General features: G+C 65.1%; 20 protein-coding genes. 9 read left to right on the top strand and 11 right to left on the bottom strand.

The genetic code is table 11. The features are described from left to right. The first annotated feature begins 127 nt into the window (after window positions 1–127). Window positions 128–1,327 (top strand): glycoside hydrolase family 18 protein, encoded by a 1,200-nt coding sequence (locus R0382_RS04625; protein ID WP_432722734.1) that lies wholly within the window; start codon window positions 128–130, stop codon window positions 1,325–1,327. A gap of 19 nt (window positions 1,328–1,346) precedes the next feature. Here R0382_RS04625 and R0382_RS04620 read toward each other — a convergent pair whose 3' ends face one another. From R0382_RS04620 to R0382_RS04610, 3 genes are all read right to left on the bottom strand, one after another. Next, entirely contained in the window at window positions 1,347–2,540 is a 1,194-nt protein-coding gene (locus R0382_RS04620) for a GGDEF domain-containing protein (protein ID WP_432722732.1), read from the bottom strand. Window positions 2,541–2,997: 457 nt separating this feature from the next. Further along, a complete protein-coding gene (locus R0382_RS04615; protein WP_432722730.1) occupies window positions 2,998–4,326 on the bottom strand; it encodes a methyl-accepting chemotaxis protein in 1,329 nt (442 codons plus the stop codon). A 180-nt stretch (window positions 4,327–4,506) separates the two neighbouring features. After that, window positions 4,507–5,418 carry a pseudouridine synthase gene (locus tag R0382_RS04610; RefSeq protein ID WP_432722728.1) on the bottom strand — a complete coding sequence of 304 codons (912 nt, stop codon included), beginning with the start codon at window positions 5,416–5,418 and terminating at the stop codon, window positions 4,507–4,509. Window positions 5,419–5,523: 105 nt separating this feature from the next. On the opposite strand from R0382_RS04610, the gene R0382_RS04605 reads away from it, so the two are divergent. After that, a complete protein-coding gene (locus R0382_RS04605) occupies window positions 5,524–6,180 on the top strand; it encodes a DsbA family oxidoreductase (RefSeq protein WP_432722726.1) in 657 nt (218 codons plus the stop codon). 60 nt (window positions 6,181–6,240) lie between these two features. Then, entirely contained in the window at window positions 6,241–6,624 is a 384-nt protein-coding gene (locus tag R0382_RS04600; protein WP_432722724.1) for a DUF1289 domain-containing protein, read from the top strand. Between the two features lie 19 nt (window positions 6,625–6,643). On the opposite strand, the gene R0382_RS04595 is transcribed toward R0382_RS04600, so the two are convergent. Then, the gene (locus R0382_RS04595) at window positions 6,644–7,402 is read right to left on the bottom strand and encodes a DUF1223 domain-containing protein (protein ID WP_432722723.1); all 759 of its coding nucleotides are present in this window, start codon (window positions 7,400–7,402) and stop codon (window positions 6,644–6,646) included. 220 nt (window positions 7,403–7,622) lie between these two features. Between R0382_RS04595 and R0382_RS04590 the strand changes: the two genes are divergently transcribed. After that, entirely contained in the window at window positions 7,623–8,162 is a 540-nt protein-coding gene (locus R0382_RS04590) for a hypothetical protein (protein ID WP_432722721.1), read from the top strand. 60 nt (window positions 8,163–8,222) lie between these two features. Here R0382_RS04590 and R0382_RS04585 read toward each other — a convergent pair whose 3' ends face one another. After that, entirely contained in the window at window positions 8,223–10,076 is a 1,854-nt protein-coding gene (locus R0382_RS04585; RefSeq protein ID WP_432722719.1) for an ABC transporter ATP-binding protein, read from the bottom strand. Between the two features lie 496 nt (window positions 10,077–10,572). Between R0382_RS04585 and R0382_RS04580 the strand changes: the two genes are divergently transcribed. Together R0382_RS04580 and R0382_RS04575 are read left to right on the top strand one after the other, a co-directional pair. Further along, entirely contained in the window at window positions 10,573–11,940 is a 1,368-nt protein-coding gene (locus tag R0382_RS04580; RefSeq protein WP_432722717.1) for an amino acid permease, read from the top strand. Between the two features lie 144 nt (window positions 11,941–12,084). Further along, window positions 12,085–12,834: an enoyl-CoA hydratase/isomerase family protein gene (locus tag R0382_RS04575; RefSeq protein ID WP_432722715.1), complete on the top strand. Its 750-nt coding sequence runs from the start codon at window positions 12,085–12,087 to the stop codon at window positions 12,832–12,834. Between the two features lie 56 nt (window positions 12,835–12,890). Here the strand turns inward: R0382_RS04575 and R0382_RS04570 are convergent, their stop codons facing one another. The 4 genes from R0382_RS04570 to R0382_RS04555 form a co-directional block, all read right to left on the bottom strand. After that, entirely contained in the window at window positions 12,891–13,208 is a 318-nt protein-coding gene (locus tag R0382_RS04570; protein ID WP_432722713.1) for a ubiquitin-like protein, read from the bottom strand. A 38-nt stretch (window positions 13,209–13,246) separates the two neighbouring features. Next, window positions 13,247–14,407, bottom strand: a complete 1,161-nt coding sequence (locus R0382_RS04565; protein ID WP_432722711.1) for a hypothetical protein — start codon at window positions 14,405–14,407, stop codon at window positions 13,247–13,249. A 203-nt stretch (window positions 14,408–14,610) separates the two neighbouring features. Then, window positions 14,611–15,303 carry an acid phosphatase gene (locus tag R0382_RS04560; RefSeq protein WP_432722709.1) on the bottom strand — a complete coding sequence of 231 codons (693 nt, stop codon included), beginning with the start codon at window positions 15,301–15,303 and terminating at the stop codon, window positions 14,611–14,613. A 66-nt stretch (window positions 15,304–15,369) separates the two neighbouring features. After that, entirely contained in the window at window positions 15,370–16,293 is a 924-nt protein-coding gene (locus R0382_RS04555) for a DUF808 domain-containing protein (protein ID WP_432722707.1), read from the bottom strand. A gap of 147 nt (window positions 16,294–16,440) precedes the next feature. Here R0382_RS04555 and R0382_RS04550 point away from each other — a divergent pair, with 147 nt between their 5' ends. After that, on the top strand, window positions 16,441–16,677 hold the full coding sequence (locus tag R0382_RS04550) for an RNA-binding S4 domain-containing protein (protein WP_432722705.1): 237 nt from the start codon (window positions 16,441–16,443) through the stop codon (window positions 16,675–16,677). Window positions 16,678–16,747: 70 nt separating this feature from the next. On the opposite strand, the gene R0382_RS04545 is transcribed toward R0382_RS04550, so the two are convergent. After that, window positions 16,748–17,074 carry a BON domain-containing protein gene (locus R0382_RS04545; protein WP_432722704.1) on the bottom strand — a complete coding sequence of 109 codons (327 nt, stop codon included), beginning with the start codon at window positions 17,072–17,074 and terminating at the stop codon, window positions 16,748–16,750. Window positions 17,075–17,331: 257 nt separating this feature from the next. Between R0382_RS04545 and R0382_RS04540 the strand changes: the two genes are divergently transcribed. Both R0382_RS04540 and R0382_RS04535 read left to right on the top strand, forming a co-directional pair. After that, window positions 17,332–18,786: an aryl-sulfate sulfotransferase gene (locus R0382_RS04540; protein ID WP_432722702.1), complete on the top strand. Its 1,455-nt coding sequence runs from the start codon at window positions 17,332–17,334 to the stop codon at window positions 18,784–18,786. A 351-nt stretch (window positions 18,787–19,137) separates the two neighbouring features. Next, entirely contained in the window at window positions 19,138–19,491 is a 354-nt protein-coding gene (locus tag R0382_RS04535; RefSeq protein ID WP_432722700.1) for a DUF805 domain-containing protein, read from the top strand. A gap of 229 nt (window positions 19,492–19,720) precedes the next feature. Here R0382_RS04535 and R0382_RS04530 read toward each other — a convergent pair whose 3' ends face one another. Beyond that, window positions 19,721–20,224 (bottom strand): M48 metallopeptidase family protein, encoded by a 504-nt coding sequence (locus tag R0382_RS04530; RefSeq protein ID WP_432722699.1) that lies wholly within the window; start codon window positions 20,222–20,224, stop codon window positions 19,721–19,723. Window positions 20,225–20,298 lie beyond the last annotated feature (74 nt).

Genomic DNA, 20,298 nt, shown 5'->3' with positions numbered 1-20,298 from the left:
CCCCGTCTCTGGCAGTTTGTGATCTGGCGATAAATAATGACTATGTCATAGTGATTTTGTATGTGCAAAATTAATACTGTGACGGCGGACATCGTCCGTCTCCATCACCCTGGAGGAGTCTAGAACAATGCAGATTTGCAAACTGGTGCTCGGCTGGCTGTTGGGCGCCACCGCAGTCCTACCCGCGCTGGCCGGCGCACACGATCGCGATGACGATGATGACCGGGGTCGGTCACGGCTCGAAGTCGCCGCCTATATCCGTACCTGGCCGATGCCCGACGGTCGCCATTGGCGTGCCGAAGACATTGATGGCAAGGCCATTACCCAGCTCAATATTGCCTTCGGCGCCTTGCGCAACGGTGGCGAGGTTTACGTGCCCGCCGCCGAGCCGAGCACCGGCCCGGACGGCAAGCCGCAGCCGGTGTTCACCCAGCTGTGGCAGGAGGTTGCCAAGCTGCAGCGGCGCTATCCGCGACTGAAGATCAACCTGTCGATCGGCGGTTACGGTGCCGACGGCTTCTCGCAGATGGCGATGACGGCCGAGGGGCGCAAGCGCTTTGTCGACAGCGCGGTGGCGCTGGTCGAACGCCACAAGTTGTCCGGCCTTGGCATCGAATGGCAGTACCCGGTCGGGCCGGACTGGGGCCAGCCGATCGGCAGCGATCCGAAAGACCGCGACAACTACCCGCTGCTGATCGAGGAAACCCGCGCCGCGCTTGATGCGCTGTCGGCCAGGACGCATCGCCGTTACCAGCTGACCAATGCGGTACCGGGTGGTCCGTGGTTCGTGCAGAAGAATGATCTGGTCCGCGTTGCGCGCAGTGTCGACTACTTTACCGTCACCGCCTACGCGAACTACGGCAGCTGGAGCGCGACCACCGGCCATTTCTCCAATCTGTACCCGCGTAGCGACGACCCTGCTGCCTGGAGCTCGGATCAGGCCATGCGCGTCTACACCAGCGCCGGCATCGCGCCGGCCAAGCTGCTGATGGGCGTGCCGTTCTACGGCCCGGTCTGGACCGGTGTCGGCAACGGGAAGAGCGGCCTGTTCCAGCCTTTCAAGGCCGCCGCGGCCGATGTGTCGTGGAGCGAGATCAAGGCCGGCTATCTGAACAAGGCCGGTTTCGTGCGCTTCTGGGATCGGGAGGCGCAGGTGCCGTGGCTCTACGATGGCAACACGCTGGTCAGCTACGAGGATCCGCAAAGCCTGCGCGAAAAGGTGCGCTATCTGAAAGCGCAACGACTGGGCGGGCTGACCGTGTGGGAATACGCGCATGATCCGCAGCGCGAGCTGCTCGGCGCGATCAACGACGAAATCCGCGACTGAGCGCGGACGGGCGCCGGCATCAGGCAGGCAACGGCGATGCCAGCGCTTTCAGCTGGTTCCGCCCGGCGCCCTTTGCCGAATACAGGGCCATATCCGCACGGTGATAAGCCTGGGTGAAGTTCTCACCGGGGTGCAGCGTGGTCAGCCCACCGCTCAGGCCGATGGCGCTGCCGGGCGTGGGCAGCTGTTTGACCTGTTCGCGCAGCCGCTCGGCGACGGCTTCGGCGGCGGGCAGGTCGCAGTTGTAGAACAGCACGGCGAATTCGTCGCCACCGAGCCGGCCGACGAGGTCGCCGTCACGCACCGCGTCGCGGGTCAGCTGGCCGATGCGCTGCAGCAGGACATCGCCGGCCTGGTGACCATGGCTGTCGTTGATGCGTTTGAAGTGATCGATGTCGAACAGCAGCAACGTGATCGGGCAACCGGCGCGTGCGGCGTTGGCCTGCAGGAGCGCGACGCTGGTTTCGAAATGGTCGCGACTGGCGACGCCGGTCAGCCAGTCGGTATTGGCGCGCTCTTCCAGCCTGGTCTGCGTGCGGCGCAGTTCGGTTTCGATGCGCGTGTGCACCAGCATCAGCGCGGCGCAGGTGCGGCAGAAGCCGGCGAAGATCGAGGTGATGTTCAGCAAGGCCAGCGCGATGTCGTGCTGGATGTTGTAGTTGCCGCCCAGTTGCGGGGCGAGCACGATCAGCCGCGCGAGCAGGGCAATGGCCACCATCAGCACGCTGGTCAGCATCAGGTTGATCGGCAGCCGCATCGGCTCGTCGCGCGGGATGCGCGCTACATAGTGCAGCGCGAAACCGGCCTGCAGCAGCAATCCGCCTGAAAACCACATCGCGCGGGCGGCGGTGTCCCAGCCGGCCAGCAGCCCGGTCAGCCAGCCCAGATACACCACGCCGGCCAGGCCCCAGATGCGCAGCATGGCCGGGCGCGTCTGCTGGCCCAGAAAGATGCGCAGCCCGGTTTCGACCATGGGTACGCTGAAGATCAGGCTGGTGTTGGCGATCAGCAGCGTGCCGATACCGGGTGACCAGGTGCGGCCCAGTGCGGCGAGCTGACCGGTGGCCACCAGCAGCTCGCCGGCCACCCACCAGCCGAATCCGAGCCCGGTACGGCGATTGCGCCAGAACAGCAGCAGTACGCCGGCCATCATTGCATGGCAAAAACCCGCGAACAGCAGCGTGGTGGCGACGTCGATTGTGGCGTTGAACAAGGTGTTTAAGACAGCAATATGTAATTTAAGTATCAAAAGATACGCGTTGTTTGTTTTGATGTCTTTACGTGAAACATTCTTATTTGTGTGCAATGCAAACGAGGCCAGGTGCTTGAATCGACTATCTGTTTTGCATATTGCCGCTGGAAGTTCGACAGGAAGGCAGCAATGCCGCTGTCAGCCGTGGTGCACTACCAAGATGGCGTGTGAGACAAGGCTGAGGACGGTCTTGGCCATGTCGGTAGATTGAAATCAAGCATTAGGGTTTTTACTTATCCATGGCGTTGCGTCGCTGCTACGTGCAGTCCGTTGCTTGGGGTGTCGAAGATACGGGCCGGCTTTTGTGCCGTGCTCCTTGGGGGAGGCGGTGTAGGGCCGTCGATGAACCGGCGCAGATGGCGTGAGCGGTACAAAAAAGCCCCGCGTTTCGCGGGGCTTTTGATGCGGGTTGCGGGCGTCAGGCGCTGCGCTTGATCGAGGCGACGGCCGAGAAGGTGTTGATCACGTCGACGACCAGCCGGCTGCTTTCGCGGATCTTGTTGATCGCCACGCCGGCGTTGTTGGCGTGTTCGACCCCTTGTTCGGCCTGTTTCAGCATCTGGTTAACGCCGGTGATCGCCGACGTGGTGCCGCTGCGGATGATGTCGATCATCGCCGAGATCTCGCTGGTCGACGCCGACGTGCGCTCGGCCAGCTTGCGCACTTCGTCGGCCACCACCGCAAAGCCGCGGCCCTGTTCGCCGGCGCGCGCGGCTTCGATCGCCGCGTTCAGCGCCAGCAGATTGGTCTGGTCGGCGATTTCCTTGATCGTGTTGACGATGGACGAAATGCTGGCCGATTGCGCGCCCAGGTCTTCGATCAACTGGGCCGAATTGCGCGCGCTGTCGGCGATGTGGCGCATTTCGATCGCGGCCGTTTCGATCACACCGGCGCCTTGCTGCGAGACGACGTCGGTCTGTTCGGATAGCCGGTAGGCTTCCTTGACGTGCTCGACGTCGCTGCGGATCGCCTGTTCACGCGGGGTCGAGTCGGTGGCGAACTTGATGACCTTGTAGAGCTTGCCGTCGTCGTCGAACATCGGGTTGTACGAGGCCTCGAGCCACAGCACCTTGCCTTGCGCGCCGCGGCGCTCGAACTGGCCGGCGATGAATTCACCCTGATTGAGCCGGCGCCAGAACTGCGCGTATTCGCCGCTGTTGGCATAGCCTTCCTCGCACAGTACCCGGTGGTGCTTGCCCTTGAGCCAGTCGAGCGAGTAGCCGACGGTGCGGACGAAATTGTCATTGGCGTCGAGGATGATGCCGTCGGGTGAGAATTCGATCACCGCCATCGACCGGTTGATCGCGTTGATCTCGTTTTCGCGTTCCTGCGCCTGGCCCACTCGCTGGGTGATGTCCTGGGCGAACTTGATCACCTTGATCAGCCGGCCATCGGCGTCGAATACCGGGTTGTACGAGGCTTCGAGCCAGACCGTCTGGCCATTGTGGCGCACGCGCTTGAACTGGCCGGAGATGAACTCGCCGCGCTGCAGCTTCTGCCAGAACGCGGCGTATTCCGAGCTGCCGGCGTGCTGGGGCGTGCAGAAAATTCGGTGATGCTTGCCGACGATGTCGTCGAGCCGGTAGCCGACGGTAGCGAGAAAATTGGCGTTGGCGTCGACGATGGTCCCGTCTGGGCGGAATTCGATCGTTGCCATCGATTTGCCGATGGCGTCGAGCACCGCACGCTGGGTCGTCACGGTCCGTTGCTGTTCGGCCAGTTGCTGCTTGATCGATTGATTGAACATCGTGCACCTCTCCACTGCGCCATGCTGTGATTTGAAGCCGTGTAAGTCTGAGCGGCTGGGGCGCACAAGGTATCGGCGCATCGATCTGCGCATCCCTGAATCAAGGTAGATCAGGGAGTTTCAGCCGACAAAGTGCATTTCATTGCATTGTCGGTAAGTTCCGTTCGCGCCGACGGGCGGCTAGTTGCAGGGGGCGAACGCAAGGTTCCGGCGGCTTTCGAAGCGCCTTTGCTCGCCGCTGACCGGGTCGGTGAACGCGATCGAGCGTGCCAGCAGTTGCAGCGGCCGGCTGAAATCGTCGCCCTTGTCGGGCTGCGCCAGCGGGTACCACGGGTCGTGGCGGATCGGGATGCCGAGCGCGTTCAGGTGCGCGCGCAGCTGGTGTTTCTTGCCGGTGGCCGGTTCGAGCCGATAGCGGGCCCAGCCGTCGTGGTGGTCGAGCAGGGCGATCCGCGTTTCGCTGTTCGGTTCGCCGTCGACTTCGTGCATGGTGAAGTTCTCCGGTCGCTCGGCCAGCCGGCTGCGGTGCAATCGTGGCAGCAGCAGATCGGCGCGGCGCGGCGCGATGGCTTCGTAAACCTTACAAATCCGCCGCTCGGCAAACAGCTTCTGATAGGCGCCGCGATGCGCCGGCGATGCGCAGAACAGCATCACGCCGGCGGTTTCGCGGTCGAGCCGGTGCACCGGGGCGAGATCGGGCAGGTTCAGGCCGGCGCGCAGGCGCGTCAGCAGGGTTTCCTTCAAGTGGCGGCCGGCCGGGATGCAGGCGAGGAAGTGCGGTTTGTCGGCGACGACGAGATGTTCGTCTTGATACAGTACCGGCGCGTCGAAGGGCACCGGCGTTTCCACCGGCACTTCGCGGTAGTACCAGATGCGCGTGTACGGCGTGTAGGCGCTGGCGAGCGTGAATGGCGTGCCGGCGGCGTCGACCAGCGCGCCGCGCTGCAGCCGGTCGACCCACTGCGCTTGGGGCACGTGCGGGAAGCGGGCGATCAGGAAACCCAGCAGGTCGGGCCAGTCGCCGGCGGGCAATTCGAGGAAGCTGGGCGCGATGCCGTCGCGCTGCGGCAGGGGGGCGGTGGTGCGTTTCATCGGCGAGCAGTGTAGCGCCGCCGGCCGTGCATCGCTTGATTCCGCGCCGGCCGGCCGCATCTTGGAGCGATCAGGCGGCCGCCCCGGTCCGCCAGGAGTCTGGCCATGAGCACCACGCTGAAGATCGATTTCGTTTCCGATATCTCCTGCCCGTGGTGCGCGATCGGGCTGCAATCCTTGCTGCGCGCGGCCGAGTCGGTCAGGGACGAGGTGACGCTGGATCTGCAGTTTCACCCGTACGAGCTGAATCCGCAGCTCGGGCCGGGAGGCCACGACGTGGCCGAGCACCTGATGCAGAAGTACGGCATGGATGCGGCGCAGCTGGCGCAAAACCAGGCGGCGATCCGTGATCGCGGCGCAGAGCTGGGCGTGACCTTCAATATGGCCGGCCGGCGCGCCTACAACACCTTCGATGCGCACCGGCTGCTGGCGTGGGCCCGCGAACAGGGCGCCGCGCTGCAGCTGGCGCTGAAACAGGCGCTGTTCGTCGCCTATTTCACCGATGGCGAGAACCTGGCCGACCAGGACACCTTGGTCCGGCTGGCCGAAGCGGTCGGGCTGGATGGCGAGGTGGCGCGCGAGATCGTCGCCGGCGATCGCTACGCCGATATCGTGCGCAACGAGGAGGCCTTCTATCAGCAGCAAGGCATCACCGCGGTGCCGGCGGTGATCATCAACGAGCAGTACCTGATCTCCGGCGGACAGCCTGTCGAGGTCTTCGCCAACGCCTTGCAGCAGATCGCCCGCGGCGACGCCGGCTGACGCAGGTTCGCGGCGGTACAATCGGGCCATTGTCGATCCACCCCCGATCCGATGCCGTCCATGACCGATTTACCTTCGCCGCCCGGCCTGCCTTCACCGTGCGTCGGCCGCTGCGCGCTCGACGCTACCGGGCAGAGCTGCACAGGCTGTCGCCGCACCATCGCCGAGATCACCGCGTGGACTTCGCTCGACGACGCCGGCAAGGCCGCGGTGTGGGCCAGGCTGCGCGGCCTGCAGGCACCGGCCGCGCGCGCCAAAACCTGTTCGCGCTGCGGCAGCGGTTTCGGCTGCGGCACCGGTGGCGCCAATGGCGGTTGCTGGTGTGCCGACCAGCCTCCGGCGATGCCGTGGCCGCCGGTGGCCGACTGCCTGTGTCCGGATTGCCTGCACGCCGCTATCGCCGAGCGCGCGGTCCGGCTGGGGCGCCCGCTCGCACCCGGTTGAACCGCAGCGGAGCCTCCGGCTAACGCAGCGTGCAGGACGGGCTTTGCACCGCCTGGACCACGTCGAGTGTCCCGGCGCGCTGGACGAAGGCCACCGCGCGCAAGCGTGTGCCGGCGTCATCAGGCAGGGTGAGCGTCTGCGTCAGCGTGCCGCCGCCGGCCGGGATCGCCAACGGGGCGCTCAGCACGCGGACCACGTGATCGTGCTTCAACAGTGCGCCGCGATTCTCGCCGGCGGCAATCTTCGATGTCAGCCCGTCCTCGCTCAGGCCGACCAGCAGCTGCAGCGCGCCGCTGTCCGCTGGCGGCGGTGAAACCGTCACGCTGAAGCGCACGCGCCCCGGTCCGGCCACGGTGGCCAGCAGCTGCAGGCGCAGCGATGCGGTCTGGCGCAGCGGCTGGGCGATGAGCGCATCCAGCCGTTCGCGCCATTCGAGCAGCGGTTTGCCGTTGATGAAAAAGTGTGGTGTGTACACGGTTGCGCCACCGGTGGCCGAAACCAGCGCGCGCTGGCGCCCGGCATGGCCGTCTCGGGCGAAGCGGTCATGCCAGCCCAGTCCGTCCCAGTAGCCGACATGCAGCGCCAGCGGGATGACGCGCGGATCGCCGCCGAGCGTGTTCAGCCGGGCGTCGGCCGGCGGGCAGCTCGAACAGCCTTCCGAGGTGTACAGCTCGACCAGCGCCGCGCGCTGCATGCCGCTGTCGGCATTGCACGTCGCGGCGACTGCGGGGGAGGTGCCGCAGGCGGCAGCGAGACCGAGGTAGCAGAAGCGGTGCATGGCGATGTCCTGTGGCGGTATTTTGCCTGAGTCGTCGGCCGGGGCGCCGGGATGACAGCCGTCCATCCGCCGGCCGGCGTCGGCTACGCAAGTGTCTCGGCCGGCTGACAGCCCTGTCTGCGGTCAGTCATGGCACCGGCGCCCTCGGCTACAATCTGTGCTTACTTTCTGCGCAAGTGACTGTCGTCGCAGCACGCCGCGCGCCAATCCGGATCAAGACATGAAAAAACTGCTGGGAATGGGCCTGCTGGCCGCTGGGATCAACGCCTCCGCCGCCGACAAGCCGGTGCTGCTCGAAGTGCCGGTGACCTACCAGGCCGACGCCGGCATCGTGGCCAAGGTCAAGGAAGAGTGTAAGCCCGAAGAGCAACTGGCCACCCGGGTCGGCGAGGTGATGAAGAAGCTGAACCGCGAGGGGACCGGCACCGTCACTTCGGCGGCCGAAGCGGGCGATGCCACGGTACTGCGTTTGCAGATTACCCACGTGCTTGGCGTCGGCGGTGGCGCCTTCAGCGGGCCGAAGGCGATTACCGTCAACGCCGAGCTGCTCGAGGGCGGCAAGGTCGTGCGCCAGACCAAGATCAATCGCTGGTCGATCGGTGGCGTGTTCGGCGCCTTCAAGGGCACGTGCTCGATTCTCGAGCGCAGCGCTGCCGCGATCGGCAAGGACCTCGGCCGCTGGGTGCGGGATCCGTCGTACCAGATCAAGGAAGAAGCGGCACCGAAGGATGCGGAGCCGGAAAAGCAGGCGGCGCAGTAAGCAGCTTCCGACAAAAAACGGCGTGTGAGGTACGCGCCGTTTTTTGTCGGCGGAGGGAGGCTACTGGGCCAGCGCCTCGCTGTCCTCGACCTCCTCGCCGAGGAAACCGCCGCTCTGGTGCGCCCACAGCCGCGCGTACAGGCCGCGTTGCGCCAGCAGTTCGGCGTGCGTGCCTTCCTCGACCACGCGGCCCTTGTCGAGCACGATCAGCCGGTCCATCGCCGCGATCGTCGACAGCCGATGGGCGATGGCGACGACGGTCTTGCCTTCCATCAGCCGGTACAGGCTGGACTGGATTGCCGCTTCGACCTCGGAATCGAGCGCGCTGGTCGCTTCGTCGAGCAGCAGGATGGGCGCGTCCTTGAGCATCACCCGGGCGATCGCCACGCGCTGGCGCTGGCCGCCCGAGAGCTTGACGCCGCGTTCGCCGACATGGGCGTCGTAGCCCTGCCGGCCCTTGGGATCGAACAAGTTCTGGATGAACTCGTGCGCTTCGGCGCGCTGCGCGGCGGCGATCATCGCCGCATCGTCGGCGTCGGGACGGCCGTAGAGCAGGTTGTCGCGCACCGAGCGGTGCAGCAAGCTCGTATCCTGCGTCACCATGCCGATCTGCGCGCGCAGGCTGTCCTGCGTCACCGCGCGGATGTCCTGGCCGTCGATCAGGATGCGGCCGTGTTCAAGATCGTAAAAACGCAGCAGCAGGTTCACCAGCGTCGACTTGCCGGCGCCCGAGCGGCCGACGAGGCCGACCTTTTCGCCGGGCTTGATCGTCAGGTTCAGGCCGTCGACGACCTTGTTCTTGCCGCCGTAAGCGAAGCTGACGTCGTCGAAGCGCACTTCGCCGTGTGGCACCGTCAGCGGCTGGGCGTCGTCGGCGTCGGTGATCGCGATCGGCCGGGCCAGCGTGGTGATGCCGTCCTGCACGGTGCCGATCTGTTCGAACAGATTGGCCATTTCCCACATGATCCAGTGCGAGATGCCGTTGAGCCGCAGCGCCATCGCCGTCGCCGCGGCGACCGCGCCGATGCCGACCTGGCCCTTGGTCCACAGCCACAGCGTCATGCCGGCAGTGGCGGCGATCAGCGCCATGTTCAGCGTGTGGTTGACGATTTCGAAGCCGCTGACGAGACGCATCTGCCGGTAGGCGGTCTGCATGAACTCCTGCATGGCGCTTTTGACGAAACCGGCCTCGCGCTGCGCATGGCTGAACAGCTTGACCGTGGCGATATTGGTATAGGCGTCGGTTACCCGGCCGGTCATCAGGCTGCGTGCATCGGCCTGCGCCTTGGCGGCCTTGCCGAGCCGCGGCACGAAGTAGTACACCGCACAGAGATACAGCCCCAGCCAGCCGAGAAAGGGCAGCACCAGCAGCCAGTCGAAGGTGCCGACGACGGCGAGCATGGTGAAGAAATAGATCACGACGAAGACGAGGATGTCGGTGATGATCATCACCGTCTCGCGTACGGCCAGCGCCGTCTGCATCACCTTGGCGGCGACGCGGCCGGCGAACTCGTCCTGATAGAAGCTCATGCTCTGGTCGAGCAGGTGGCGGTGGAAATTCCAGCGCAGCCGCATCGGGAAATTGCCGGCCAGCGCCTGGTATTTGCACAGCGCCTGCAGCGCGATCAGCAGCGGGCTGGCGAGCAGGATGCCGGCGAGCAGCCACAGCTTGCCGCCGTGTTGCGACCACAACTCGCCGGGCGGCACCTTGCCGAGCCAGTCGACGATGGTGCCCATCATCGAGAACAGCAGCGCCTCGAACGCGCCGATCGCGGCGGTCAGCAGGATGACCAGCGTGATCAGGCCGCGCATGCCGGCGGTGCCGGCCCAGATAAAGGCAAAAAAGCCCTGCGGCGGCTGGACTGGCGGGGCGTCTGGGTAGGGTTGGACCCGTTTTTCGAACCAGTTGAACAAGATGGCTCCTTCGATTTGAGAACCTGTTTACGATCTTTTCGCTTCGGCGTGCGGGGCCGTGCCGATGGGGCAAGGCGCAGCATGCATCGCGGTACGGGTACCCAAGCGGTGTGCTGCGCGGCCACCCGCCGGCAATGTCCCGATCACGGCGGCCCAGCGTCAACGTTCAAAGATCGCAACCAGGTTCCAAGCGGCGGGACGGCCGGCTTGTGGCCGGCCGTCCCCGTGGCAAGCCCCGCACGCGCCGGGGATGGCGGTGGCGCGCGAGGCGACCGTAGAACATACAGCAAAAAGATTACGGCAAGCCAGAGCACAGCTTGCAGTTGATCCGGGGTTCGACCGGGTTGATGGCGTAATGTTCAGCAATCGGGCAAGACGGGCATAGCCGATCGTCGCGATAACCGGGCAAATAGTGATTTTCCTCAGTGAAGCTGGCGGCCCGGGCAACGTACACTTGCCGGTTCCGTACACTTTTCATGTTCCTGGGACACCTATCTTGGATGACGCAACCCAACACGACGGTCTGAAGCGCGGGCTGAAGAATCGTCACATCCAGCTGATTGCGCTCGGCGGCGCCATCGGCACCGGGCTCTTCCTCGGCTCGGCCAGCGTGCTCAAGGCCGCCGGTCCGTCGATGATTCTCGGCTATGGCATCGGCGGCATCATCGCCTTCATGATCATGCGCCAGCTCGGCGAAATGGTCGCGCAGGAGCCGGTCGCCGGCTCGTTCAGCCACTTCGCCTACAAGTACTGGGGCGACTTCCCGGGCTTCTTCTCGGGCTGGAACTACTGGGTGCTGTACGTGCTGGTGAGCATGGCCGAGCTGACCGCGGTCGGCGTCTATGTCCAGTACTGGTGGCCGGGCGTGCCGACCTGGGTATCGGCGATGGTGTTCTTCGTCGTGGTCAACGCGATCAACCTCGCCAATGTGAAGTACTACGGCGAGACCGAGTTCTGGTTCGCGATCATCAAGGTCGCGGCCATCATCGGCATGATCGGCTTCGGTGGCTATCTGCTCGCATCGGGCCAGGGCGGCCCGCAGGCGTCGATCAGCAATCTGTGGAACGACGGCGGCTTCTTCCCGCACGGCTTCGAAGGCCTGTTCATGATGCTGGCGGTGATCATGTTCTCGTTCGGCGGGCTGGAGCTGATCGGCATCACCGCGGCCGAGGCCGACGATCCGCAAAAGAGCATTCCCAAGGCGGTGAATCAGGTCATCTACCGTATCCTGATTTTCTATATCGGCGCGCTGACCATCCTGCTGTCGCTGTTCCCGTGGAATCAGGTCGCCCAGGGCGGCAGCCCCTTCGTGATGATCTTCGAGCAGATCGGCTCGGGTTGGGTTGCCACGGCGCTGAACATCGTCGTGCTGACCGCCGCGCTGTCGGTCTACAACAGCGGCGTCTACGCCAACAGCCGCATGCTCTACGGTCTGGCCGAGCAGGGCAATGCGCCGAAGGCGCTGATGAAGGTCGACCGCCGCGGCGTGCCGGTCGCTGCGATCGGGCTGTCGGCGCTGGCGACCTTCGCCTGTGTGATCATCAACTACGTGATCCCGAGCGAAGCGCTCGGCGTCTTGATGGCGCTGGTCGTCGCCGCGCTGGTGCTGAACTGGGGCTTGATCAGCCTGACGCACCTGAAATTCCGCAAGGCGATGAACGCCCAGGGCGAGAAACTGGTGTTCAAGTCGTTCTGGTTCCCGCTCAGCAACTGGATCTGCCTGGCCTTCATGGCGATGATCATCGTGATTCTGGCGATGACGCCGGGCATGAACGTCTCGGTCTACCTGATGCCGGTGTGGCTGCTGCTGATGTGGGGCGGTTACGTGATCAAGCAGCGTCGCGTCGCGGCACGCGCACGCTGAGCCGTTCGCGGCCGATGATCAAAGGGGAAGCGGTGCTTCCCCTTTTTTTGCGTCCGCCAAACATGCAGGTGCGGGAAGGCCCTTGGCGTCCGGCAACCGGCGCGCCGCAATAATGGGGTTTTCCTCCGCCGCGCCGAGCCCGCCATGCTGCAGCAGATCGACCACCCCGAGCATATCCGTGAGCTGAGGCTGGCACGCGCGCCGGTCAACGCGCTCGATCCGGCGCTGATCCGGGCGATCCGCCTTGCGGTCGAGACTGCGCCGGCCGACGGCGTCGCCGGGCTGCTGCTGTCGGGCGCGCCTGGGCTATTCAGCGCCGGGCTCGACGTGCCGGCGCTGTTGGCGCTCGACCGTGATGCGCTGCTGCCGGTCTGGGCCGACTTCTTCGGCATTTTCGCGGCGATTGCCAATTCGCCGATCCCGGTGGTCGCGGCGATCACCGGTCACAGCCCCGCCGGCGGCGCGGTGATGGCGATCCATTGTGACTACCGGATCATGGCGGCCGGTGATTTCCGTATCGGCCTCAACGAGGTGCAGGTCGGCCTCGTCGTGCCCGAATGCCTGCAGCTGGCGCTGCGCCGGCTGACCGGCCCGCGCCACGCCGAGCAACTGGTGGTTGCCGGCGCGATGATTCCGGCGGCGCGGGCGTTCGAAATCGGCATGGTCGACGAGCTGGCCGAACCCGATGCGGTGGTGCCGCGTGCGATCGATTGGTTGCGGCAGCGGCTGGCCCTGCCGCGGCAGGCGATGCTGGCGACACGGGCCATCGCCCGCGCCGATCTGCACACCGCCTATGCCGCCCCGCTGCCGCTGGCCGACGTGCAGGCGCGCTGGTGGTCCGACGAGACGCAGGCGACGCTGCGGGCGCTGGTCGCCAAGCTGCAGCAGCGCTAGCCGCATTCGGTGCGCGTAAACGCCCGGCGCCCGACGGGCGCCGGTGGTCAGGCAGACTAGCCGCCGCGTAGACGCAGGACCAGGTGCAGCGTGGCCTCCTTGGCGATGTTGTAGTCCGACAGGGTGCGGCCATCCTCAAGCTGCTTGCCCGCGAAGATCAGCCGCTGCTGGTCGGGCGGAATCCCTTCCGCGTCCTGGATCTTGGCCTTGACGTTTTCGATGGTATCCGAGCCGTTGGCGTCGATCGGGATGGTCTTGCCATCGAGTGTTTTGATGTTGATTGGAAACGCATGGGCCTGTGCGCCGAGGGCCATCAGGACCACGGCCAGCAGTGCACTCAAGCGGAAACGGCCTTTTTGCAGAAACGTGTTCATGTGCTTACTCCTTGTCGCATTCGGGGGCCGGAGCCGGGTCACGGAACGATGGTCAGGCCGGCCGGCAGATTGCCCAGGGCGCCCGAGGTCGTATCGCCGAAATCGCTGAGCAGGGTACGCAGGCCGGAGACCGGGTCGACCGAGAACAGGGCGCCCAGGCTGTTGGTGCCGGCGTTGCCGTCCTGAACCAGTACCCGGTCGCTGCTCGGACCGCTCCAGCTCAGCGAACCGGGCTGCAGACCGGCGCCCTTGGGGCCGTAGACGACGTTGCCGAAGTCGGAAATCAGCGTGCGCTGGCCGCTGACCGGGTCGACCTTGACGAGCTGGCCGATGCGTTTCGGGCCCGCCTGGGCGACGAGGACATAGATCGCGCCCGCCTGCGCAGACCAGGCCGGGGCCACGACGACGCCGACCGGGCCGCTCAGCGGGTTCGCATCGACGGCGCCCTGACTGGCGTTGCCGAAATCGCTCAGCAAGGTGCGCGTGCCGGTGACGGCGCTGACGGTGAAGACCGCGCCGCGGGTCTCGGTGCCAGCCGAGGCGTCGGCGATGACGAGCTCGTGGCCGAGCAGGTCGTCGAGCAGCGTCGGGCGCAGCGCGATGCTGTCGGGGTAGACCCCCAGCGGCCCCTGGCTCGGATTGCCGAAGTCGGACAGCAAGATCCGCTGGCCGTTGTCGCTGCGCACCTTGAACAGCGCGCCGAGCGCATCCGTGCCGGCGAACGGGTCGACGACATAGATGGTGGCCCACAGATCCAGCAGGCCGCCGACGACCTGAACGCCGCTTGGGAACAGCCCGAGCGGCCCGGATGCCGCGTTGCCGAAATCGCTGAGCAATGTCCTGACCCCGGTATTCGGATTCACCTTGAGCAGGGCGCCGCGCTGGTTCGTGCCGCCGTTGCCGTCGGTCAGGATGATTGCGCTTGGCGCGAGCAGCGTTTGCGGCAGCCAGCTGATCGCGTTCGGATCCCGACCCTGGACGCCTTGGCTGCTCAGGCCGAGGTCGGAAAACACATTGCGCGCTCCCGTCTGCTTGTCGACGGTAAACAGCTTGCCGTTCGCGCCGGGGCCGGCCATCTGATCGATGCTCAGGATCGTGCCCGAGCCTGGCTGGGCGTATGCCGGCGTGGCCGTGGCGGCTGCCGCGACGACACCGGCGAGCGCCAGCCGGCGCAACAGACCAATAAGGATTTTCTGCACAGCAACCTCCATGAAGAGTGGACGTGTCCTCGGCGTACTCGCGCCGTCTTCAAGGATCGAAGCTTGAATCTAAATTATCAAGTAAATATCAAGTAATTTATTGTTTTTATGTATGCGCAATTTTTAATAATTTTTGTAAGCTTTTTTGTCATCAAACAGGGCCAGCCGCCGATGATCCGGCAACTGGCCCAGGCTGCAGGTGTTTACAGCCCGAGTGCCGCGCGCAGCTCGGCGCGGGCGGGGCCGTAGCCGGCCTGGAAGCCGGCGTCGAGGAACAGCCGCTGCGCGATCAGCGCGCCGGCGGTACGCCCCATCACCGTGTCCGAGCGGTAGTGGATGCCGCCGATGATGCGGTTTTCGGCGTAGGCCGCCGCGCGGGCGAACAGGGCATCTCGCTGCTCCGGCACCATGCTCGCCAGTACCGTGGCCATCAGGTAGCCGACGCTGGCATGTCCGGACGGCCATGCGCCCGAGGTCGACAGCTTCACCACCGGCTTGATGTCCTTGTTCAGCATGTGCGGGCGCGGCCGCTTCCAGTAGTCCTTGGCCGGATCGACGACGGCGCCTTCGGTTTCGACCACGCGGGCAAAGAAGGTCGAGAACGCCGGCAGTGCGGCTTCGTTGAACCGCGGCCCGAGCACATCGGCAAAGCGCCAGACGTTCTCGACCGCATCGGCCTTGGCTGCGGCTTCCATCGCCGGCGTGCGCGAGGACTGGATCGTCAGCAGCTCGGCGATTTCCGCCTTGGTCTGCGCCGAATCGTTCGCCGGCGGCGTGGGCAGAAAGCGGGTCAGGTCGACGTCTTTGGCGGTAATGAAGGGCTGGGCGTCGGCAGCATGTACCGCGGTGAAACCCAGCGAGGCGAGCAGGGCGAGGGCGGCGAAGGTGAGGCGCATACGGGGTTTCCGGTTGGACGAAAACCCCGCAGCGTAGGCCCGCGAGATTGCAGACCGTTGACCGGATCAGGCGGTCTTGGTCTTGAAGGCTGCGGCGGCCTTGGCAAAAACCGCGACTGCACCGAGCACGATTGCACCGGCGACGACGCCGAACAGGCCGTTCAGCAAGGTCGGGACGATGAAACCGGCCGGGCCGCTGGCTGCGGCAGCGGCTTCGATGGCGTGGTGGACCACCGGCAGGCCGTGGGCGAGGATGCCGCCGCCGACCAGGAACATCGCGGCGGTGCCGACGACGGTCAGCGCCTTCATCAGCCACGGGGCGAAGCCGAGCAGGCCGCGGCCGAAGGCGCGAACCGCTGCGCTTTTGCTGGTGCTTTGCAGGTGCAGGCCGACGTCGTCGAGTTTGACGATGGCGGCGACGAGACCGTAGACGCCGACGGTCATGATGGCGGCGATGCCGGCCAGCACGGCGAACTGGGTGCCGAGGCTTTTCTCGGCGACGGTGCCGAGTGCGATGACGATGATTTCGGCCGACAGCACGAAGTCGGTGCGGATCGCGCCCTTGATCTTGTCTTTCTCGAACGCGACGAGGTCGACGGCCGGGTCGGCCAGCGCCTCGATCAGCTCGGCGTGTTCGGCGGCCTCGGCCTTGCCATGAAACAGCTTGTGCGCGAGTTTTTCGACGCCTTCGAAGCACAGATAGGCACCACCGATCATCAAGAGCGGAATCACCGCCCACGGCGCGAAGGCGCTGATCGCCAGCGCGGCCGGCACCAGGATCAGCTTGTTGCGCACCGAGCCTACCGCCACGGCCCAGACCACCGGCAGTTCGCGCTCGGCACGCACGCCCGAGACCTGCTCGGCGTTCAGTGCCAGATCGTCGCCGAGCACGCCGGCGGTTTTCTTGGCGGCGACCTTGGTCATCACCGCGACGTCGTCGAGGATGGTGGCGATATCGTCGATCAAGGCCAGTAGGCTGGTTCCTGCCATTGCGGTGTTCCTGTCTGAAAGGGAAAGCGGTCGGGATGCGTATTATGCGCGATCGGCTTGCGGCCGCCAGTGCCTTGCAGCGGCGGCAGGCTGGCGGGTGATGGCCGGGTGCTAGAATCGCGGTTTACCTTTGCCGCCGGGCCTGTCATGCAAACGCTTGAAGTTGAAATCTACGACGAATACATCGCGCTGAACGATCTGCTGAAACTGTGCGGCGTTGTCGACAGCGGCGCCGCCGGCAAGGCGCTGGTCGCCAGCGGTGTGGTGATGGTCAACGGCGTGCAGGAGCTGCGCAAGACCAACAAGATCCGCCCGGGCATGCAGGTGCAGGTTGAAGAGGCGGTATTGATCAAGGTCGTGGCCGGCAGCGAGCAGGCCGACTGAGCGATCGGGTCGGAAAAACAAACGGCGTGCCCTGGGGCACGCCGTTTTTGCATCCGCCAAAGCCGACGAATCAGTTCTTCGGCATCAGGTTGTTGTCGACGTAGCGCACGCCCTTGACCTTCTCGGCGATCATGCCGGCCTGCGCCATGTCCTGGCCGGTGGCAACGCTGCCGTCGAGCTTCACGTCCTCGCCCTTGCCGGTGACGGCGATGTCGAAGCCCTTCAGCGTCGGGTCGGCGTCGAGCGCGGTTTTCACCGCGGCGGCGAGGGCGGCATCCTTCAGCGCGGCCGGCTTTTCGGCGGCAACCGGCGCTGCGGTTTTTTCCGGCGCGGTGCTGCAGGCGGCGAGCGACAGGCCGAGGGCGGCGGCGACAGCGAGGGTGAGAGCGGTCTTCATGGGTACATCTCCTGAGAATCGTTGGTTTTCTGGCGCGATGCGCCCGGTGCCCGCGATTGTGTTGCCGCTTTGTTGCAGGCAGATGAAAAGTCGCCGCGCCGCGCCGGCTGTTGCAAGACCAGCAGCATGGGTGGCGAATGTGCAGCGTTCTGCTGCGAATTCAACAGTTCTGCCGGCCAAACTGCACGGTTTTGGCGGGTTTGCATCTGGCATGGCGCTTGCTCGGGTAACGGCTCCGACCACACAGGACTGCATCCATGGGCCACCCCAGCGTTTACCCGACCGGCGTTACCGTCTTCAACCCCGACAAGGCCTGGCCGGGCTACACGGTGCTGCACGCGCCCGACGTCGGCGTCGTGCTGCTTGACCCGAACGGCCGCGAAGTGCAGGTGTGGAAAGACCTGCAGGGCTTCCCGCCCAAACTGCTGCCCGGCGGCCAGTTGCTCGCCAGCAGCGGCAACCGCGATCCGAAGCACGCCTTCCAGGACCAGATCGATCTGGTCCAGGTCGACTGGGACGGCAACATCGTCTGGCGTTTCAGCCAGCTCGAACACGTCAGCGACCCCGGCAGCGAGGCGCGCTGGGTCGCGCGCCAGCACCACGACTTCCAGCGTGCCGGCAACCCGGTCGGCTACTACGCGCCGGGGCAGACGCCGCAGACCGACGGCGGCAATACCTTGCTGCTGGTGCACGAGGAAGTGCACAACCCGGCGATCTCGGAGCACTTGCTGCTCGACGACCGGATTGTCGAAGTCGGCTGGGACGGCCAGCTGCTGTGGTCGTGGCGCGCCAGCGACCACATCGACGAGCTGGGCTTTTCCGACGCCGCACGGACCGCGCTCTATCAGAATCCCAACCTGCGCAAGCTCGCCGACCGGCAAGTCGGCGACTGGCTGCATATCAACTCGCTCTCAAGCATCGGCCCGAACCGTCATTACGACGCCGGCGACGTCCGCTTCCACCCGGACAACCTGATCTGGGATTCACGCGAGGCCAATATCATCGCCATTGTCGACAAGCAGAGCGGCGCCATCGTCTGGCGGCTCGGCCCCGATTACGACGGTTCCGATGCCGAGAAAAAGCTCGGCTGGATCATCGGCCTGCACCATGCCCATATCGTGCCGCGCGGCCTGCCCGGCGAAGGCAATCTGCTGGTGTTCGACAACGGCGGCTGGGCCGGTTATGGCGCGCCACACCCGGCATCGCCGGACGGCCTGCAGCACGTGCGCCGCGATTACTCGCGCGTGCTCGAGATCGACCCGGTCACGCTGACCATCGTCTGGCAGTACACGCCGGCCGAGGCGGGCTTCGTCATCCCGCTCGACGCGCAGCGCTTCTACAGCCCCTTCGTCAGCAGTGCCCAGCGCCTGCCCAACGGCAATACGCTGATCACCGAGGGCAGCAACGGCCGGGTGTTTGAAGTGACGCGCGAGCACGAGCTGGTGTGGGAATACCTGAGCCCGTATCAGGGCAGCACCTACAAGCTGCACCTCGTCTACCGCGCCTACCGCGCGCCGTACGACTGGGTGCCGCAGCTGCCGAAACCGGTGGAAACGGCGGTCGAGCGCATCGATCCCGCCGGCTTCCGCGTCCCGGGCGCGGCATCCGGACGTGAACGCGAGGTGACGGTGCAGGGCATTGCGCCGGGGCAAAGTGATGCGGCGTTTTGCGTGGCAGTACGGGAGGATGGCGGACGGCCCGATCTCCGCTAAGGCGAGCGGTTCGAAGTACCGGACAGCCGAGTGCGGGTGTCCGGTGCATGCCGCTCGAAAAACGCCCTCGATGCCGTAGCGTGCAGCCTACATGTCGTGAAAGGTTATAAGGGAAAATGGACAGCTTGGGTTAAGATCTACGCTCGCGTGGCCTGCGCAACACCTGTCTCCCTCTACGATATCTGTTCTTCCTGCCTGCATCGTTACGAAGCACGGGGGACGCTCATGCTGCGTGGTCTGCTGGACGTTCAGGATCGGGCACTCTGCTTTTCTTGGATTTAATCAAAGTTTTTCGGTTGGCATAACCCCCGGATGCCATCCGGTTCAAGGTGAGGCGGGGAGGAGAACAAGATGAATTGGTATTTGGCTGTTTTAAAAAAGTACGCTGTTTTTTCTGGTCGGGCGCGGCGCAAGGAATATTGGATGTTTACCTTGTTCAATATTATCGCCGCCTTGGTGCTGGGGGTGGTTGAGGCTCTTGTCTCCAGCAACGGCATCTTGGGTGGGGTGTATACGATTGCGCTGTTGCTTCCCGGCATTGCGGTTTCGGTACGCCGACTTCACGACACCGATCGTAGCGCCTGGTGGCTGCTGATCGGCCTGGTGCCGATTGTCGGTGCCATCGTATTGCTGGTCTTCCTGGTGCAGGAAGGTAGCTCCGGCGAAAACCAGTACGGCTTCGATCCCAAGGGCTTGGCTGCCTAATCATCGACCAGCTTGACGCTTGACTTGCGGGGGCGACAGCCCCCGTTTCTGTTGCTGCGGTTCAATTCGCCCCCGGTTGTAATTCGGGGCAATCGGTAACCCATTCGGAATGGAAATTTCATTTCTGCATCGTTTTCGATGTTGAAATGCGCTGGGCATTTGCCATTGCGATGCGTGCCGGCCTCGTATTTAGTCCGGCAGGGTACACAACCGATTTGCCTGGGCGTGACTACGGGGAGGATGGCGGGCAGGCATTTTTCCAAGTCAGCCAAACCCGCAAATCAAACTCCAGCTGGTGATAATCCGGCTCCATATGCACGCACAGCTGGTAGAAGGCCTTGTTGTGGTCCTTCTCCTTCAGATGCGCCAGTTCGTGCGCGACGATCATCGACAGGAATTCGCCCGGCGCTTCGCGGAACAGCGTGGCGATGCGGATTTCGTTCTTGCGCTTGAGGCGGCCGCCCTGCACCCGGCTGGCGAAGGTGTTGGTGCCGAGCGTGCCGGCCAGCAGGCCCAGCGCGTTGTCGTACTGGATCTTGGCCAGCGGCGGGGCGTTTTTCAGGTAGCGCTGTTTGCGCTCGGTAACAAAGTCGTACAGCGCGCGGTCGGTCTGTATCGGGTTGCGTTGCGGGTATTTGCTGCCGAGGCGGGCGCCAAGCTCGCCCGAATCGAGCAGCGCGCCGACCTGATCGACCAGTTGGGCCGGGTAGCCGGCGAGGTAGGGGAAGTTCATCGGTGTAGTTTAACCGGGCTGCGCTGACGGCTCGCGCCGACCGTGAATCCTTGCCCGGACCGGCGCCGGGCGGT

The organism is Jeongeupia wiesaeckerbachi (assembly GCF_050916355.1).
In the GTDB taxonomy this organism is placed as follows: domain Bacteria; phylum Pseudomonadota; class Gammaproteobacteria; order Burkholderiales; family Chitinibacteraceae; genus Jeongeupia; species Jeongeupia wiesaeckerbachi.
The sequence above is the reverse complement of the archived record's forward strand: the minus strand, read 5'-3'. Positions and strand labels throughout refer to the sequence as shown.